Source organism: Enterobacter cloacae complex sp. HYC033_NIDB (assembly GCF_056673335.1).
The window spans coordinates 3,892,425-3,910,037 of record NZ_CP115123.1; the positions used below are offsets into that span (position 1 = coordinate 3,892,425).

Genomic DNA, 17,613 nt, shown 5'->3' on the forward strand with positions numbered 1-17,613 from the left:
CTGCCCAGGTAATCATCGTTCTTCATAACATTCACTTTCTAACAACACCCCTACCTGATTTGACAATTGCAAATTGTAATGTTTGATGTTAAAAACGAAATAAATCACAATATTACGGCTTCAAGAAATGCAAAATGTTATTGGTAATTTATTCATTATCATCACCACAGCTATAAGCGTTGCCAGCCTTTTCTTGGGGTTATTTGCTTATAATAAAAAAATGAAAACAAAAGCAATACAAAAAATAGAACTCCTCATACCTAAAAAAAACAGAATAACCAAGTTTTCCGAGCAATGGGTAAGCGCTTTTTTCCTGGCATTCGGTAATCATGCATTCTCAAAAAGGCAATTAATTACCATACCGTTTTTATTGATTTTATATTCCAGTATCTTATTTGTAGTTTGGTATCTCTGGGTGCTGACTTTTAGAAATCCTGAGCACATCATTCCTCAACATCTGCCATTGACCATTAAAGTTGCATTACATGACTTTATTCATTTTGGCTTTTGGTACTCTTTACTGCTTGATGTGATGTCAATTTATCTTATCAGAGCTTACATTAACGCAGGTCTATCGAAAGGGTTTTCGTCTGTAAAATCGATCGTTTATTTTTCTTCAATTGTTCTGGGCGTTATGCTCTCATTTACACTTATCGTCACCCATCTTAAAAATGCTTCGATTGAGGACCTCTATATCCAGCAAGGCCTGTATTTTGAAGACAGACCTGTAATGACATGGAACCCGCTGGAAGTGATACGGTCTTCACTGGATTTCATCGATAACGAAACCATGATTATCTTTACCTCAAAAGGGGCAATATCTAACTACTTCATTCCGCAGGCTATCATGTTTTACCTTTCCATGTTTACGCAATTGACGCTGCTTATTGTTTTCATCAGCTATATGATCACAAAAATACTGCATAACATTCGAACAGTTGCCATCTGGACAGTCAAGTATTCTGGAACGGCTACGATGAATGCCATTGGTTTCATTCTTATCGCCGGTATTATTCTACTTGCTTTAATATATTTGTGTTTGTATGTCATATCGCTAATGGTTTAAAGATACGAAGTATTATGTCATCTGAAAGGGGTGAGGCGCTTTACCTCCCCGCCCCGCAGCGCTACAATGCCCGCCCTTAAAGTGGGGGATCTCCCCTTACCGCTGCACCAGGTGCACGCGGATCTGACCTGTCATCAGAACGAGAACAAACATGTTTAAACCGGAACTCCTTTCCCCGGCGGGAACGCTGCAAAATATGCGTTACGCTTTCGCCTATGGTGCCGACGCCGTTTACGCGGGCCAGCCGCGCTACTCGCTGCGCGTGCGTAACAACGAATTCAACCACGAGAATCTTCAGCTCGGCATCAATGAAGCGCATGCCCTGGGCAAAAAATTCTACGTGGTGGTGAACATCGCGCCGCACAACGCCAAGCTGAAAACGTTCATTCGCGACCTGAAGCCGGTCGTGGAGATGGGGCCGGACGCGCTGATCATGTCGGACCCGGGTTTAATCATGCTGGTTCGGGAGAACTTCCCGGAGATGGACATTCACCTCTCGGTGCAGGCTAACGCCGTCAACTGGGCAACGGTGAAATTCTGGAAACAGATGGGGCTGACCCGCGTCATTCTGTCCCGCGAGCTGTCCCTCGAAGAGATCGAAGAGATCCGCACCCAGGTGCCGGATATGGAGATCGAAATCTTCGTTCACGGCGCGCTGTGCATGGCCTACTCCGGCCGCTGCCTGCTCTCTGGCTACATCAACAAGCGTGACCCGAACCAGGGCACCTGCACCAACGCCTGCCGCTGGGAATATAACGTTCAGGAAGGCAAAGAAGATGACATCGGCAATATCGTGCACAAACACGAGCCGATCCCGGTCACCAACGTTGAGCCAACGCTGGGTATCGGCGCGCCTACCGACAGCGTGTTTATGATCGAAGAAGCCAAACGTCCGGGCGAATACATGACCGCCTTCGAAGACGAGCATGGCACCTACATCATGAACTCCAAAGATCTGCGCGCCATCGCACACGTCGAGCGTTTAACCCAGATGGGCGTACACTCCCTGAAAATCGAAGGCCGCACCAAGTCTTACTACTACTGCGCCCGTACCGCACAGGTGTATCGCAAAGCCATCGACGATGCCGCCGCCGGTAAACCGTTCGACACCAGCCTGCTGGAAACGCTGGAAGGTCTGGCGCATCGCGGCTATACCGAAGGTTTCCTGCGTCGTCACACCCACGACGACTACCAGAACTACGAGCATGGCTACTCGATTTCCGAACGCCAGCAGTTTGTAGGCGACTTCACCGGCGAACGTAAAGGTCCGCTGGCCGCCGTCGCCGTAAAAAACAAATTCACTAAAGGCGACAGCCTGGAGCTGATGACGCCTCAGGGCAACATGAACTTCCGCCTCGAGCACCTGGAAAACAAAAAAGGTGAGGCGATAGAGGTCGCTCCTGGCGACGGCCATGTGGTCTGGCTGCCGGTTCCTGAAGAGGTAGAGCTGGAGTTTGCACTGCTGATGCGTAATTTTGAAGGTGAAAATACCCGAAATCCACACGGCAAATAGTCAATCAACGGGATTTTTTCACGCTGGGATAATTCTTAGAATCGGATCACATACCGCTTCGTTCAATACGGGTATTATCCCCCCGCTGAAAAACATAACCCATAAATGCTAGCTGTACCAGGAACCACCTCCTTAGCCTGCGTAATCTCCCTTACGCGGGCTTATTTTTTGCCTTTCATCCTGTTCTTACCCGCTTTTTCCTTCTCTGGGATACACTCTTTCTATAGTTAAAAAAGGGAGCAACCCGGATGGCATCCTATCCAGACAGTTTATTAATTCTCAATGGCAAAAGTGCAGGCAACGATCTGTTGCGCCAGGCGATCACCGAATTGCGTGAAGATGGCGCGCGCATTCACGTGCGGGTGACCTTTGAAAAAGGCGATGCGGCACGCTATATCGACGAAGGCATCAGGTTAGGTGCTGAGACCATCATTTCAGGCGGCGGCGACGGAACAATCAACGAGATCGCTGGTGCGCTTATTGACCTCAACACAGCACATCGCCCGGTGATGGGCATTTTACCGCTCGGTACCGCCAATGATTTTGCCACCAGCGCCGGCATACCTGAGGATTTAGGCAAAGCACTGCAACTGGCTATCCTCGGGAAAGCGACCGCCGTCGACATCGCGCAGGTGAATGAAAGAACCTGTTTTATCAACATGGCAACGGGCGGTTTCGGCACGCGGATCACCAGCGAAACGCCGGAGAAGCTGAAAGCCGCGCTGGGCGGCGTCTCGTACCTCATTCACGGCCTGATGCGCATGGACACCCTCAAGCCCGACAGCTGTGAAATCCACGGTGAGAACTTCCACTGGCAGGGCGACGCGCTGGTGATTGGTATCGGCAACGGACGTCAGGCAGGCGGCGGACAGCTGCTTTGCCCGGAAGCCCTGATTAATGATGGTCAGCTACAGCTGCGCATTTTTACTGGCGACGGGCTGCTGCCCGCGCTGTTTACGACGCTGACGCAGCCAGAGGAGAGCCCCAATATTATCGCCGGGAAATCCGCGTGGTTTGAAGTGATCGCCCCACACGGCATGACCTTTAACCTTGATGGCGAACCGCTGAGCGGAGAGAAATTCCGCATCGAAGTTGTTCCGGGCGCATTGCAGTGCCGATTACCGCCGGATTGTCAGCTCTTGCGCTGATGGTTTGCCGGGTGGCGGCTACGCCTTACCCGGCCTACAGGACCGATCGCGTAGTCGCCACCCGGCTACCTAATACACCGCCACCTCCCGCGCCATCTCGCGGGAATACTGCTGTGAGGCATTGACCAGCATCCGCGTATAGTCGGTTTTGGCCTGCCCGGCGACCAGTTCGTCCACCGTCAGGCTTTCAAGGATTTTGCCATACTGCATTACCGCCACCTTCTGACACAGATGGGCAATCACGCCCAGATCGTGGGTCACCATCAGGTAGGTCAGGTTCGACTCACGCTGAAGTTCCGCCAGCAGGTTGAGGATTTCCGCCTGCACCGAGACGTCCAGCGCCGAGGTAGGTTCATCCAGCAGCAGCACCTGCGGCTCCAGAATCAGCGCCCTGGCAATCGCCACGCGCTGGCGCTGCCCGCCGGAAAGCTGGTGCGGATAGCGATCGCGAAACGCCCGGCTAAGCCCAACTTTATCCAGCAGGGCGTGAACGCGCCGCTCCCGATCTTTTATGCGGTGAATGTGCAGCGGCTCTTCCAGAATATCGCCGATGGTGTGACGCGGATGCAAAGAGCCGTACGGATCCTGAAATACCATCTGCACCCGGCGGCAGCGTTCCTGGCTGATACGTTTTTCCAGCCGCTTGCCGTTAATCGCCAGCTCGCCCTCCCAGTGGGTAAACAGCCCGGCAAGGCATTTCAGCACCGTGGTTTTGCCCGAACCGGACTCCCCCACCAGGCCGTAAATCTCGCCGTCCCTCACGCTGATATTCACATCGTCCAGCACCTGATTACGCTTCTCGCCCTCGCCAAACGTCAGGTTAAGGTGTTGTATCTCGATCATCTCTGCTCCTTACTCGGTGAGCCAGCTGGCCTGACGCTGTAATACCGGCAGCGTCGGTCGGCGATGGTTGATTTCCGGTAGCGCGCTGATGAGCCCCTGGGTGTAGGGATGCCTGGCGTTGTGCAGATCCTTCGCGGCAATCGACTCCACCACCCGTCCGGCGTACATCACCAGCACCCGGTCGCAGAAGCTGCGCACCAGGTTGATGTCGTGGCTGATAAAGATCAGCCCCAGACCGCGGGACTGCACCAGGTCATCCAGTAACCCCAGCACCTGCAAGCGCACCGACACGTCCAGCGCCGAAGTCGGCTCGTCGGCAATGACCAGCTCCGGGTCGGCGATCAGCATCATGGCGATCATGATGCGTTGCCCCTGCCCGCCGGAAATCTCGTGCGGACAGAGGTGATACACCCGCTCCGGCTGGCGAATGCGCACCACGTCGAGCATCTCCAGCACTCTGGCTTTGGCTTCCGCCTTGCGCCCCGGATGATGGGTCAGCCAGGCTTCGGCAATTTGGTCGCCCACGCACACCACCGGGTTAAGGGAGTATTTCGGGTCCTGCATGATCATCGAGATGCGCTTGCCGCGAATGCCGCGCATCTGCGCCTCGCTGACGGCCTGTAAATCGACATCGCCAAACTGCATCCGCGCGGCGCGGATCTGCGCTTTGGCCGGATGCAGGCGTAGCAGCGCCCGCCCGACGGTGGATTTACCGGAACCGGATTCACCGACAATCGCCAGCTTTTCGCGTCCGAGCTGGAAAGAGACGCCGCGCACCGCGTGGGTGACCGCGTCGCCGTTGATAAAATCGACGTGGAGATCGCGCACGTCGAGCATCGGGTTATTCGCTACGAGGATCGAGGATGTCACGCAGGCCATCTCCTAAGAAGTTGAACGCCAGACTGTTGATCAGGATCGCCAGCCCCGGAATAGTCACCACCCACCAGCACTCCATCATGTAGGTACGACCGCTGGAGATCATCGCTCCCCACTCCGGCTCCGGCGGCTGTGCGCCAAGGCCAAGAAAGCCCAGCCCGGCGGCGGTGAGAATGATCCCCGCCATGTTCATGGTGATGCGGATAATCACTGACGGCAGGCACAGCGGGACGATGTGACGCCACAGTACGCGCACCGGGGAAGCACCCTGAAGCCGCACGGCGGAGATAAAATCGGCCTGGCGCAGAGAGAGAGTTTCGGCGCGCGCCAGACGGGCAATCGGCGGCCAGGCGGTGAGCGTAATCGCAATCACCACGTGCTCCAGCCCCGGCCCGAGCGCCGCGACAAACGCCAGCGCCAGCACCAGGCTCGGGAAGGAGATAAAGATATCGGTGACGCGCATCAGCACCGCGTCCACCCTGCCGCCGAAGTAGCCTGCGGTCACGCCCAGCAGCAGCCCCAGCGGGCCAACGGTCACGGAGACCAGCAGCACGATGTAGAGCGTGATGCGCGCGCCGTACACCAGCCGGCTGAAGATGTCCCGGCCAAACTCGTCGGTGCCGAACCAGTGCAGTGCGTTCGGGGCGACCAGCGCGTTATTGAGGTCCTGCACCAGCGGGTTGTACGGCGCGATCAGCGGGGCAAACGCCGCCACAATCAGCAGCAGCAGGATAATCCCGCCGCCGATGGCGGTGAGCGGATTGCGCGCCATCTTGCCGACGAAGCCCGCGGCGCGGCCCAGCGTGCGTCTGATACGCTGGCGGCGTTCGGATGGCCCGGTCCCCAGCGGCGAATCCAGAGAAACGGTCATGATTTCGTCCTCGGGTCAAAGAGTTGATACAGCATGTCGGAGAGCAGGTTCAGCATCACGAAGATGACCCCCACCAGCAGCACGCAGCCCATGACCGCGTTCATATCCCCGAGCAGCAGGCTGCCGGTGAGATACGAACCGAAGCCCGGCCAGGAGAAGACGGTTTCAATCAGCACCGCCCCCTCCAGCAGCGAGCCGTAGGCCAGCGCCACTACCGTCAGGAGCTGCACGAGAATGTTGCGAAACGCGTGATTCCAGATCACCTGACGTTCAGTTAAGCCCTTCACCCGGGCAGTGATAATGAACTCCTGCGACAGCTGCGCCAGCATGAAGCTGCGGGTCATGCGGCTGATATAGGCCAGCGAGTGGAAGCCAAGCAGCGACGCGGGCAAAACCAGATGGTTAATGGCGTTCCAGAACACCGCGCCGTTCCCGGCCAGCAGCGCATCCACCGTCATCAGTCCGGTGCGGCGTGGGACTACCCCCTCCAGTCCGAGATCCACACGCCCCGCGCCCCCCACCCAGCCAAGCCAGGCGTAGAACAGCAGCAGCCCCATCATCCCGACCCAGAAAATCGGCGTGGAATAACCCGCCAGACTGATGATGCGCACCACGTAGTCGGAAACGCTGTTGCGCCGCGCCGCCGCCAGTACGCCCAGCGGAATGCCCAGACCCGCACCGACGATAATCGCCATCGTCGCCAGCTCGAGCGTCGCCGGGAAGACGCGCAGAATATCGGCAGTCACCGGTTTACCCGTCAGCAGGGCATTGCCCAGATCGCCGTGCAGCAGGTTATTGAGGTAAATACCGAACTGAGCCAGCAGCGACCGGTCGAATCCCAGCTGGTGATAGACCTGCTGATAGGTGCTGTGGTCGGCATCCGGTCCGACAATCGCCAGCACCGGATCAACGGGCATTACGCGGCCGATGAAAAAGGTCAGCAGCAGAAGGCCGAACAGCGTCACCACCACCTGCGTTAACCGCTTTGAGAAGCGCCGGGTCCGTGAGCCGGGCGCGAGAATTGCCACACTCATTTGTCACCTCCGGTTTTGTAGACCTCACGCAGGAAGGTGGTGGCCGACGGGTGCGACTGGAAGTTCTTCACCTCGTTACGCACCACCACCGAATCGACCATCTGTGACAGGGGGATCATCGCCGGGATCAGCGCGTCGTAGCGGACCTGGATCTGCTGGTAGTCGGCGAACTGTTTTTCCGGATCGCGCTCCAGCAGGGCCTTGTCGATCATTTCGTTGAGCGGCTTGTCGTAGAAGCTGGTACGCCAGCCCTGGAAGTTGGTCAGACGGGCTTCATCGCTGTTGTCCGGGTTATAGACCAACGCCCGCAGGCTGGAGTGCGGATGGGGTTCGACGCCGCTACCGCCGCGCCCCACCAGCATGTCGAACTTGCGCTCGCGCATTGCGCCGTAAATCTGGTTCCCGGTGCCGGTGATGATTTTGGCGTTGATGCCCGCCTGCATCAGCGTCGACTGCACGGCGATGGCGATATTGAGGAACGGCTGATCCGCCAGCACCCGCAGGGTGGTGTCAAACCCGTCCGGGTAGCCCGCCTCCGCCAGCAGCTTTCTGGCGCGCGGGATATCGAGCCTATAGCCCGGGTCCGGCAGCGTGGACGGCATACCCGCCTTGATCGGGCGCTGGTGCAGCACGCCGTAGCCCGGCATCAGCGCGCTGTTGATGCCCTGATAGTCAATCAGATAGCGCACCGCTTCGCGCACCTTCGGGTTAGCGAAATGGGCCTCTTTCATGCTCATCGCCACGTAGTAGACCGTGCCTTTCTGCACGGCTTCGACGGTGAGCTGCGGGTCTTTGCGCAGGGCGTTAATGTCCGCCACCGCCATGTTGTTGGCAACGTCGAGGTCGCCTTTCTCAATCATCAGGCGCAGGGTTTGTGACTCCTGGAAATGACGCAGCACCACCCGGCTCATTTTGGGTTCTTCCCGCCAGTATTGCGGGTTGCGCTGCATGCGCAGCACATCCTTCGCCTGCCAGGTTTCCAGCATAAACGGGCCGGAACCCGCTTCGTTGGTGGTAAGCCAGCGGTTGCCCCAGTCGTTATTCACCGCGTGCTGCTGCACCGTTTTGCTGTCGAGCACGCCGAGGTTGCCGAGCGCGCCGAGGGAGTAGATCACCAGCTGCGGATCGTTAGGCTTAGGCAGAACAATTTGCACCGTGTAGGCATCGGGGGCGCTGATTTGGCTGTCGATGTTTTGCTTAGAAAATCCATACGACTTCCACACCGAGGCCTGGGCAAGGTTGAGGTGCAGCAGACGGCGCATCGACCAGACCACATCCTCCGCCGTGAGCGGGTTGCCAGAGTGGAATTTAACGTCGTCACGCAGGTGAAAGGTCAGGGTTTTACGGTCCGGCGAAATATCCCAGGACGTCGCCAGCGCGGGCCTGACGTTGGTGAGCGCGTTCGGGTCCAGCTCCACCAGCGAGTCGTAGAGATTGACCACAATGCCGACCACTTCGTTACCGGTCATTGCCGCCGGATCGAGGGTCAGCAGGTTATTCATGTTCATGCCGATGATGAGCTGGTCGGGCGGCGTTTTCGCGTACGCCGCACCGCTCCCCATCATCAGCGAGAGCGCGAGCAAGCACGCCCCGGCTAAGGGAGATCGTTTCATGTATATATCGCCTGTAGGGTACGTTTTTATCTGTCAGTCGTGGCTGACGGTATTGGCTTCGATATATGCAAAATTAATGTCTTCGCCCAGTCCCGGGCGGGTCGGCAGACTGACCATGCCGTGTTCGTCCATCGGGTCCACCAGGCTGTTGAGGTACGCCGCCGGTTGGTCGTAGTCGAGGAACGGGTGCAGCAGGCCGCGCTCGTACCAGCGGCAGTTTTTGATGGCGCCAATCACCGCCAGGCTGGCCGCGCCGTTGCCGTGTATTTCGCAGTCCATGCCAAAAGATTCCGCCAGGTTCGCCACCTTCAGCGTTGGGGAAATGCCGCCCACGCCGTTCGACCCTGCGCGCAGGATGTCGCAGGCCCCGGCTTTGATCCAGTCAGCACGGCTGTGGTGCTTTCCGCCCAGGCTTTCCGGCCCGATAACCGGAATCGAGAGGTTCTCCGCCAGCCACGCGTAGGAGGCCATGCTCTCCTCCTCCATCGGCTCTTCAAACCAGGCGAAGTCAAGCTTTTCCAGCGCTTTGCCGATGTACAGCGCCTCGGTACGGCTGTACCAGTGGTAGCCGTCAATCATCAGGTCAATGTCCGGGCCAACCGCTTCACGCACGGCGGCACAGGCTTTGACGTCCATCTTTGGATTGGGGGCGAAAGAGACCGGCGGCATCCAGGTGTGCAGCTTGATGGCCTTGTAACCGCGCGCCACCAGCTTTTCGGCAAAGCTGGCGTACTCCTCCGGCGTGGATAATCCGCCCGGCAGATCGTCGCCGCACATGGTGCTGCCATAGGCCGGCACCTTATCGCGATAGCCTCCAAGCAGTTTCCAGACCGGCAGGTTGAGCTTACGGCCAATCAGATCCCACAGCGCCTGTTCAACGAAGCCCAGCGCACGCTCGGTCAGCTGATGCGCGCTTCCCCGCTGCCAGTGCGCCAGATCCTGCCAGATGCGTTCCCGGTTGAATGCGTCCTGCCCCACCAGCACTTTGCGAAAGAAGGTATTGACCACAAAGGGGCGCACCACTTCCGGCGGCGCGAACGAATATCCGCGGGTGCCCTCTTCTGCCGTGATGGTCAGCATTGCCATTTTGGCCATGCTCTCCGGCCCAGGATGCGAATGCCCCGCGGCGTCAGAGACCCGACGCGTCGGGTACTGAAAAACGGTGACGTCTACAGATTCAATTTTCATTATCGGTCCTTAAGTCCGGCGATAAGCCCAGAAGCAGAAAATGACAAAGGGGTTTTATGATTTTAAAAATGCGTTTCAGTATGTAATTTAAGCATAAAAAATCAGCACGTCCTCGGACAAAACGCGTTAAGGAGAGGCTATTTTTTGGGCATATGCACGGTCGGACGTGACAATTTTCACAAAAGCGCGGGGAAATGTGAGGTTGATCGGGAGACGTTATTTGAAGGTAAGCGCAGAAGCAGGAATATGCTGACCGGCAACAACCCGCGGAAACTTCTGCGCTTACAAATCAGTCAACTAACCCGCTTCCGGGGCTGGAACGGCAAGCGTTTCCAGCAGCGCATGCATAGACGCATACCGGCCACTGGCATTGTTAAAGCTGGCATGATGGCACGCTGGCGAGACGATGAGGGTTTTGAGCCCCGCACTAAGGGCGGCACGGTAGCCGCTCTGGCTGTCCTCAATCACTATGCACTGCGAGGCCGTCAGGCCTAATTTTCGCAGCGCCGAGAGATAGACGGCAGGGTGCGGTTTTCCGTAGCGTTCATCGTCGGCGCTGCAAATGACCTCAAAATAGTGACCCATCCTGAGTTTCTTAAGCACCGCATGCACGATTTCATGCGACGAAGAGGTGGCAAGTGCAATCCGGTAACCTGCCTCACGAAAATACGACATCACGTCGTAGATGCCTTCTATCGCTTTGCCTTCCCGGCCAATCAGTTCGATGATGCGCAGACGAATGGCCGCTTCAATCATTACAGGATCGGCCTCAAGTTTACAGTATTCACACCAGGTCCGGGCAATCTCATCCAGCCGCTTGCCTTTCGTCAGTGACTCACACTCTTCGTCGCTGACCTCAGCACGCCAGCCTGCCAGAGCTGCTTTCTGCGCCTGACGCCACAGGCCTTCGGAGTCAATGATGACGCCATCCATGTCAAAAATTACCGCCTTAACATCCATCATACGTCTCCGTGAATGGCCCGACGCTGCCGTCAGGCCTGAATAAATTACGAAATTCCGACCGTTTCACCCTTACAGGTTTCCTGACGAACAAACCCAGGCTGTTCAACCCGAATAAACGGACACAGGATGAAGGCCACGACATACAGCGCCGTGTAGGCAATGACCACGCCGAGCGTGCTGAACCAGGGCAGCAGCACCACGGCAATCGCCGGCGCAAGGAAGTTTGACAGACCGGCTGACAGGTTATACACCGAAATCGCCGCCCCCTTGTGCCGCGGCTCCAGCGCCGGGAACACCGCCGCCATCGGTACGAAGGCCGCCACAAAAATCCCCAGCGCGATGGCCGGGACCAGCGCCATGGCAAAGTTATGCCCGAAGTGCTGCGGAATGTAGTAAAACGCCAGGCTCGAGAGCGCCATCCCGATACAGCCAAACCAGCGCACCACCCGCATCCAGCCCATTTTTTCCGCCACCACGCCCCAGAAGACGTTCGAGAAGATGGTGGTGAAGAAGAATACCGCCCAGACCTGAAGCCACTCGGAGGTGGTGAAGCCCAGCTCGTCAACAAACATCATCGGCATGATGACGGCAAACCCGAACAGGGAGAGGGTGTTGATGATACGCACCATGCTGGAGAGCAGAATACTGCGGTTGGTGTAGAGCAGCGTCGCCGCACGGCCCAGCTCGGCGAATTTTTCCCGGGTGGAGAGAGTCTGCATATGCCGTGGCGTTTCCACCTTACGCATAGAGACCAGCGCAATGATCCCGCCGGTTACGCAGAATGCCAGCGCCAGCCACAGGGTGCCCATCTCCCCGATGTGCGGAATGGTAAAGCTAGGAATGTAGCTGCCGAACACGCCGATGCCGATAGAGTAAACCGCCCAGAACCAGCCCAGCGCCGCGCTGGTACTGTCGCTGCGAACGTTATGCACAATGGCGACGATAAAGGCATAGAGGAACAGCGGATAGGCCAGGCCGCGGATCCCGTAGAACAGCAGAATTAATGCGTAATTTGCCTGACCCAGACCAAAAACGAGAAACAGGACGTGGAAAACGCACCACAGGACGAAGCCAATCAGCATGGTTTTTTGCGGGGTGATGATTTCAGCCACCACGCCGGAAATCCATGCGGAGAGCGCCGCCGCGAGACCGTAGAGCGTGAAGGCGAAAGAGGCTTCAGCAGGCGTGAAGCCCAGCGCCTTAATATAGTGCGACAGGAATGCCAGCTCGAAACCATCGCCCGTCATAAAGACCGCGATAGCGATATACCCCCAGACCAGACTCAGGGGTAATCCCAGCCATTGTTTGTTATTTAACGACATATTGACCTCGTTTTTAGGGTACAGGGAACCGCTCCGGCAGCATCACCGGAGGGTCTTTGCCACAGAATTATGGGTTTCGGTAGTTCAGGTCGTTTTGGTAAAGCGCGTTAAACTGCTGGTAACGCGTCATCAGCGCACGGTGGCGCGCCGGATCGCTGCGCCAGGTTTTATAGACTTCAGGTTTTTCGCACACGGAAGCCAGCGGCTTACCGGCTGCGAGACAGGCCAGCCGTGCAGCCCCCAGCGCACCGCCGGTTTCGCCGCCCTTATGCGTCACCACCGGCATCGCCAGAATATCGGCCAGCAGCTGGGCCCAGAAGGGGCTCCGCGCCCCGCCGCCGACGAGGGAGCACTGTTCAATCTGCGTGCCGCTCTCCTGCAACACGCGAAGGCCATCGGCAATACCGAAGCTGACGCCTTCCAGCACCGCATACCCCATCAGCGCACGCTGGCTGGAGTGCGTTAGCCCCCAGAACATGCCCCGAGCACAGGGATCGTTATGCGGCGTACGTTCCCCGGAAAGGTACGGCAGGAACATCGGCGCGCTCGCTTTCTCCGCATCGCTTAGCTGGGCGATCTCCTCAAGCAATGCCAGCTCCGTGACGCCCACCAGACGGCAAAACCACTGTAGACAACTGGCGGCGCTTAACATCACGCTCATCTGATGCCACAGGTTTGGCAGCACGTGACAGAACGCGTGCACGGCAGACTGGGGCGCCGGACGGTAGGCATCTGTGACCACAAACAGCACGCCGGAGGTGCCCAGCGAAATAAACGCATCGCCCGGCGAAACGGCCCCAACCCCTATCGCGCTGACGGCGTTATCTCCCCCGCCGCCGGCAACGATAACCGAGGGGTTCAGACCCCACCGCTGCGCTACCGCAGGTTCGAGTAGCGCCGAGACCTCACACCCTTCCACCAGCGCAGGCATGGCGGCACGCGACAGCCCACATTTTTCCAGCAGTGCATCCGACCAGTCTCGTTTTCCCACATCCAGCCACAGCGTCCCTGCCGAGTCCGACATATCAGAGATTTTTTTTCCGGTCATTTTGAAGCGCAGATAATCCTTCGGCAGCAGCACGGTGGCGAGACGGCTGAAGTTCTGCGGCTCATGACGGCGCACCCAGAGCAGCTTTGGTGCCGTAAACCCCGGCATTGCCAGGTTCCCCGCCACCTGGTGCAGCTCGGGCGCCATCTCTTCCAGCTCTGCGCACTCCTGCGCGCAGCGGGTGTCATTCCACAGGATGGCCGGACGCAGGGGTTCACCCGCGGCATCCAGCAGTACCGCACCGTGCATCTGTCCGGAAAGGCCAATGGCTTTTATCGCCTGCCAGTGGTGGCCGCACTTCTCCCGGAGGGTGGCAATCAGGTATTCGGTTGCCTCCCACCAGGCTTCCGGCGATTGTTCAGACCAGTGCGGCTTCGGACGCTGTATCGTCAGCGGCGCGCTATGGGTGGCGACAACGCCGTTGTTTTCGTCAATGACCAGCGCCTTTACTTCTGATGTGCCAAGATCGATGCCCAGATACATACCCACCTCTCACTTAATCAGCGCGTAGACGTCAGCGATTTTTTCACGCAGAAGCGCGGCAAAATCTTCCCGGCCGGTCAGATCGCCAAACAGGGCGGTATCGCTGGCATATCGGGCTATCGGATCGTCCGATTCGAACATCGCATGTACCGCAGAGGCGTTGAGGATACCGTCCTGGTATTCATATGGCAGCTTGCCGTGATGCCACTGCTCCATATAGACGTAGAACAGCGCAGGCAGCATAGCGGTAGCGTCAGGACGTACGCCGCGCTGGTAACATTCACGCAGCGTTGGGGCTATCATCGCCGGGATCTTCGAGAACCCGTCGGCCGCGACGCGCTGGTTGGTGTCCTGAATCCAGGGGTTGGTAAAACGCTTAAGCACCACGTCGCGGTAGGCTGGCAGATCGATGCCATTATCTCCCAGGCAGGGAATGACATCTTCCGTCACGTAGCGGTCGGCAATCTTGTAGATAAATTCTGTCAGCGTGCTTTCATGGATATACTGCTGCCCGACCAGAGTACCCGCCCAGGCGATACAGCTATGGGAGGCATTGAGGATGCGGATCTTCGCCTCTTCATAAGGGATGACGGATCCCACCAGCTCCACGCCCACCGTTTCCAGCGCGGGACGAACGTCGCGGAAATTGTCTTCAACCACCCACTGAATAAAGCGTTCCCCCATAACCGGGGCGTTATCGTCTATGCCCGTCCGGGCCTTAATGCGCGCCGGGAGATCGGCCGCCGGACGCGGTGTGATGCGATCCACCATGGTATTCGGACAGGTCGCATTAGCGCTCAGCCAGTCGATGACCCTCTGTTTGCCGCTGAGGGTTAAGAATTCAATCAACCCGTCGTGGAAGCGCTCGCCGTTATGCCGCACGTTGTCACAGTTAAGCAAGGTTACCGGACCCGCTCCGTTCGCCATACGCGCTTCGAGGATGCGGGCAATTGTCCCGTAGATGGTTTTACAGCCGCCCTTAATATCGCTCGCCAGATCGGCATTAGCCACATCCAGCCTGTGGCTGGTATCCAGATAGTAGCCCCCCTCCGTCACGGTAAACGCGATGACCCGAGTCTGCGGGTTCGCCCCTTCGGCAATCAGCGGCTGCAAATCCGCCTGCCACGGGATCAGCGTCTGAATCGAGGCGATCTCTTCATAGTCTCTCTCGCCTTCCGGGCTGACGGTCTCCAGTACATATCGCCCCTTCTGCGCGGCCAGCGCCTGCACCACATGTTCAGCATCGTTGCGTATGTTGCCCGCAGCGATGTGCCAGCGCGTATCGCCGCCGGCAATCAGGCGGTGCAGATACCACGCCTGATGCGCACGATGAAAAGACCCCAGCCCAATATGTAGCCATGTGTATTTCTCGGTCATTGTTCTGTTCTCCAGTGAGGTTATGGCTGAACTGTAGATGATCATTTGCTTAAAATAAGAGCTACAGATCACAAAAGAACAAATGACCATTTAAATAACAAATGACCAATAAAGAGCAAACCGCTTGCCTCAGCGCGGATCACCCGCCAGAATGACAGACAATTGTTGTGGGTGTTGACCGCCCTCAACCCCATTCTTGAGGCAGGGAAACGTGAGCAAAGAAGATGACATCAGGCTCGATCAAAAAGTGCGGGCGGCATGGATGTATTACATCGCCGGGCTTAATCAAAGCGAAATTGCCAGCCAGCTCGGCACATCAAGACCGGTGGTGCAGCGGCTGATTGCCGCCGCGAAAGAGGAAGGCATTGTCTCGATTGGGCTTCATCACCCTGTCGCTAACTGCCTCGATTATGCGCAACTTCTCGCGGAAAAATATCACCTGACCCACTGCAACATTGTGCCCGTCTACCGCAATGAAAGCGCGCTGGATAGCGTGACGTTTGGCTGTTATCAGCTGATGGCCCGCTACCTGCAAGGTGATAAACCCACGGTTGTCGGAATTGGCTCCGGACTGACGCTAAAAAAAACCATCAAGCGTATCGATTTTGACAGCCACAACACCCGCTGTGTCGCCCTGATCAGCGCCATGAACGAGCACGGGCAATGTAACTATTACGATGATGTGCCGTTGCTGCTGGCGCGTAAAATTCAGGGAAAATATTACCAGTGGCCGGCGCCGCGCTATGCTCAGTCCAGCGAGGAGCATGAGATGTGGTGCTCAAACCGCCTGTTCCGTAACGTCTGCGCCGTGGCGGATGCGGCCGATGTGATTTTTGTCGGCATCGGGGCGCTGGGCAGGCAGAGCCCTATCTTCAAAGACGGGTTTATCGATGAGGCACAGCTGGAAGAGTTGACCCAGCGCGGTGGCGTTGGCGAAATACTCGGACGCTTTATCGATGCCGACGGCAACGTCATCGACAGCCAGATTAATCGCTTTATTACCAGCTACGATATTCGCCAGAGCCAGTGTCCACGTATTGCGGCCGCCTGCGGCGAGGATAAACGCCCGGCGATCCTTGCCGCCCTCAAAGGCGGCTGGGTAAACGGTCTGGTGACGGATGAACAGACCGCGCGCTGGCTGCTGACGCGTCAGGGCTAGCCCGTGACGCTCTGGCTGCCAATCAGTTCCGGTGGGATCTCAATACGCCTGACCGAGGTATCACCGGAATCGAGAATTTCAAATACCTTCTCCAGCATCGCCGGGACGTCCTGGCGCACCATGTCGATATCATGTCCCAGCAGAGAGACAAATGGGTCCCAGTCAAAACAACCCATCGGCGGCTGATTTTGGCCGGTCTGCCCGTATTGGGCCAGCCAACGTACCACCCCCTCCAGCGAAATGGTCGAATTGACAAACAGCCCCTTTAGCGCCGTCGATGGCGACGGGAAGGTGGCTCTGAGCTGCTCCTCCACGCGCGATGACGAGTATCCGGTGACCAGCAGCTGCTGTTCCGGAACGGTCAGCCCATGGGCCTGATGGGCATCAAGGAACCCGCGCAGGCGCTCTGCGGTGTTGTTATCACTCCGGCGTCCGCCCACGAAGGTCAGCGGAGTCAGCAAACCAAACCGTTTAAAGCTGCTGGCGAGGATCCGCTCTGTCAGCATCTTCGCGCCGCCGTAGTTATCCGAAATGATAGAGGGCGCCAGGGTACCCGGCAGATCAAGATTTAGTGTAGGTACGCCCGCCTGATGACAGAGTTCAGCAATTTTGTCCGGGTGTGTCGCCCCCGTGGCAATGACCCAGTCAACCTGCCAGGAGAGCATGGCACGGGCGGCATCCAGCTCGAGTTCCGGCTGTCGGCGTGTGCAGGTAATAATCGGCAACAGCCCTCTGGCACGCGCCATCTCTTCGAATTTTTCCGCTATAGAGCCGAAATAGCGGTTGTCATATTTCGGCACAATCATGCCGATAACGTTCGATTTCTTGCTGCGCAGCAGGCTTGCCTGACGGTTAACCGCGTAGCCCTGCTCTTGTGCAATGCGGGTTACCTTCTCTGCCAGGCTGGCGCTGATGCGGCGTTTCTTCCAGTTGCCATTCAAAATAGCACTCACCGCGCTGGCAGAAACGCCGGTGAGTTCCGCCAGATCGTAAATGGTCGTTTTCTTCGTTTTCTCAACGCGCGTCACAAAATCGCCTCTTCATTTTGAATGTCTCTTGCTGGAGAAATAAGCAAGTGCTAGATCTGCTTCATCGATTGAGCAGTTTGC

The 17,613-nt window shown here is 57.3% G+C and carries 15 protein-coding genes; 4 read left to right on the top strand and 11 right to left on the bottom strand.

Annotated elements, in window-relative coordinates; translation table 11 throughout:
• Positions 1-127 precede the first annotated feature (127 nt).
• From O1721_RS18700 to yegS, 3 genes are all read left to right on the top strand, one after another.
• A complete protein-coding gene (locus tag O1721_RS18700; protein WP_015572363.1) occupies positions 128-1,066 on the top strand; it encodes a hypothetical protein in 939 nt (312 codons plus the stop codon).
• Positions 1,067-1,217: 151 nt separating this feature from the next.
• The gene (trhP, locus tag O1721_RS18705) at positions 1,218-2,579 is read left to right on the top strand and encodes a prephenate-dependent tRNA uridine(34) hydroxylase TrhP (RefSeq protein WP_017383261.1); all 1,362 of its coding nucleotides are present in this window, start codon (positions 1,218-1,220) and stop codon (positions 2,577-2,579) included.
• Between the two features lie 248 nt (positions 2,580-2,827).
• Positions 2,828-3,727, top strand: a complete 900-nt coding sequence (gene yegS / locus O1721_RS18710) for a lipid kinase YegS (RefSeq protein ID WP_032104608.1) — start codon at positions 2,828-2,830, stop codon at positions 3,725-3,727.
• A gap of 69 nt (positions 3,728-3,796) precedes the next feature.
• Here the strand turns inward: yegS and O1721_RS18715 are convergent, their stop codons facing one another.
• The 10 genes from O1721_RS18715 to dalD all read right to left on the bottom strand — a co-directional run bounded on the left by O1721_RS18715 (position 3,797) and on the right by dalD (position 15,345).
• A complete protein-coding gene (locus O1721_RS18715; protein ID WP_032104609.1) occupies positions 3,797-4,570 on the bottom strand; it encodes an ABC transporter ATP-binding protein in 774 nt (257 codons plus the stop codon).
• Between the two features lie 9 nt (positions 4,571-4,579).
• A complete protein-coding gene (locus O1721_RS18720) occupies positions 4,580-5,440 on the bottom strand; it encodes an ABC transporter ATP-binding protein (protein WP_032104614.1) in 861 nt (286 codons plus the stop codon).
• Complete coding sequence (locus O1721_RS18725) at positions 5,412-6,317, bottom strand: ABC transporter permease (protein ID WP_015572358.1); 906 nt, start codon at positions 6,315-6,317, stop codon at positions 5,412-5,414. Before O1721_RS18725 ends, O1721_RS18720 begins: the two co-directional genes overlap by 29 nt.
• Entirely contained in the window at positions 6,314-7,351 is a 1,038-nt protein-coding gene (locus O1721_RS18730) for an ABC transporter permease (RefSeq protein ID WP_032104610.1), read from the bottom strand. Before O1721_RS18730 ends, O1721_RS18725 begins: the two co-directional genes overlap by 4 nt.
• Complete coding sequence (locus tag O1721_RS18735; RefSeq protein ID WP_032104611.1) at positions 7,348-8,964, bottom strand: ABC transporter substrate-binding protein; 1,617 nt, start codon at positions 8,962-8,964, stop codon at positions 7,348-7,350. Before O1721_RS18735 ends, O1721_RS18730 begins: the two co-directional genes overlap by 4 nt.
• Positions 8,965-8,997: 33 nt before the next feature.
• The gene (locus O1721_RS18740; RefSeq protein ID WP_017383258.1) at positions 8,998-10,152 is read right to left on the bottom strand and encodes a mandelate racemase family protein; all 1,155 of its coding nucleotides are present in this window, start codon (positions 10,150-10,152) and stop codon (positions 8,998-9,000) included.
• A gap of 297 nt (positions 10,153-10,449) precedes the next feature.
• Positions 10,450-11,115 (bottom strand): HAD family hydrolase, encoded by a 666-nt coding sequence (locus O1721_RS18745; RefSeq protein ID WP_080024813.1) that lies wholly within the window; start codon positions 11,113-11,115, stop codon positions 10,450-10,452.
• Positions 11,116-11,159: 44 nt separating this feature from the next.
• Positions 11,160-12,437, bottom strand: a complete 1,278-nt coding sequence (locus O1721_RS18750; RefSeq protein WP_017693074.1) for an RbtT/DalT/CsbX family MFS transporter — start codon at positions 12,435-12,437, stop codon at positions 11,160-11,162.
• Positions 12,438-12,504: 67 nt separating this feature from the next.
• A complete protein-coding gene (gene xylB, locus O1721_RS18755; RefSeq protein ID WP_015572354.1) occupies positions 12,505-13,968 on the bottom strand; it encodes a xylulokinase in 1,464 nt (487 codons plus the stop codon).
• 9 nt (positions 13,969-13,977) lie between these two features.
• Complete coding sequence (gene dalD / locus O1721_RS18760) at positions 13,978-15,345, bottom strand: D-arabinitol 4-dehydrogenase (protein ID WP_032104897.1); 1,368 nt, start codon at positions 15,343-15,345, stop codon at positions 13,978-13,980.
• 211 nt (positions 15,346-15,556) lie between these two features.
• On the opposite strand from dalD, the gene O1721_RS18765 reads away from it, so the two are divergent.
• Positions 15,557-16,504 (top strand): sugar-binding transcriptional regulator, encoded by a 948-nt coding sequence (locus O1721_RS18765; RefSeq protein ID WP_023295033.1) that lies wholly within the window; start codon positions 15,557-15,559, stop codon positions 16,502-16,504.
• Here O1721_RS18765 and O1721_RS18770 read toward each other — a convergent pair.
• A complete protein-coding gene (locus O1721_RS18770) occupies positions 16,501-17,532 on the bottom strand; it encodes a LacI family DNA-binding transcriptional regulator (RefSeq protein ID WP_032104898.1) in 1,032 nt (343 codons plus the stop codon). The genes O1721_RS18765 and O1721_RS18770 overlap by 4 nt on opposite strands.
• Positions 17,533-17,613: the final 81 nt, after the last annotated feature.

Excerpts from the sequence above, each read along its gene's own strand:
- yegS (WP_032104608.1), top strand. The coding sequence starts at position 2,828 with ATGGCATCCTATCCAGACAGTTTATTAATTCTCAATGGCAAAAGTGCA.
- O1721_RS18735 (WP_032104611.1), bottom strand. The coding sequence starts at position 8,964 with ATGAAACGATCTCCCTTAGCCGGGGCGTGCTTGCTCGCGCTCTCGCTG.
- xylB (WP_015572354.1), bottom strand. The coding sequence starts at position 13,968 with ATGTATCTGGGCATCGATCTTGGCACATCAGAAGTAAAGGCGCTGGTC.
- dalD (WP_032104897.1), bottom strand. The coding sequence starts at position 15,345 with ATGACCGAGAAATACACATGGCTACATATTGGGCTGGGGTCTTTTCAT.
- O1721_RS18730 (WP_032104610.1), bottom strand. The coding sequence starts at position 7,351 with ATGAGTGTGGCAATTCTCGCGCCCGGCTCACGGACCCGGCGCTTCTCA.
- O1721_RS18740 (WP_017383258.1), bottom strand. The coding sequence starts at position 10,152 with ATGAAAATTGAATCTGTAGACGTCACCGTTTTTCAGTACCCGACGCGT.
- O1721_RS18715 (WP_032104609.1), bottom strand. The coding sequence starts at position 4,570 with ATGATCGAGATACAACACCTTAACCTGACGTTTGGCGAGGGCGAGAAG.
- trhP (WP_017383261.1), top strand. The coding sequence starts at position 1,218 with ATGTTTAAACCGGAACTCCTTTCCCCGGCGGGAACGCTGCAAAATATG.
- O1721_RS18750 (WP_017693074.1), bottom strand. The coding sequence starts at position 12,437 with ATGTCGTTAAATAACAAACAATGGCTGGGATTACCCCTGAGTCTGGTC.
- O1721_RS18700 (WP_015572363.1), top strand. The coding sequence starts at position 128 with ATGCAAAATGTTATTGGTAATTTATTCATTATCATCACCACAGCTATA.
- O1721_RS18725 (WP_015572358.1), bottom strand. The coding sequence starts at position 6,317 with ATGACCGTTTCTCTGGATTCGCCGCTGGGGACCGGGCCATCCGAACGC.
- O1721_RS18745 (WP_080024813.1), bottom strand. The coding sequence starts at position 11,115 with ATGATGGATGTTAAGGCGGTAATTTTTGACATGGATGGCGTCATCATT.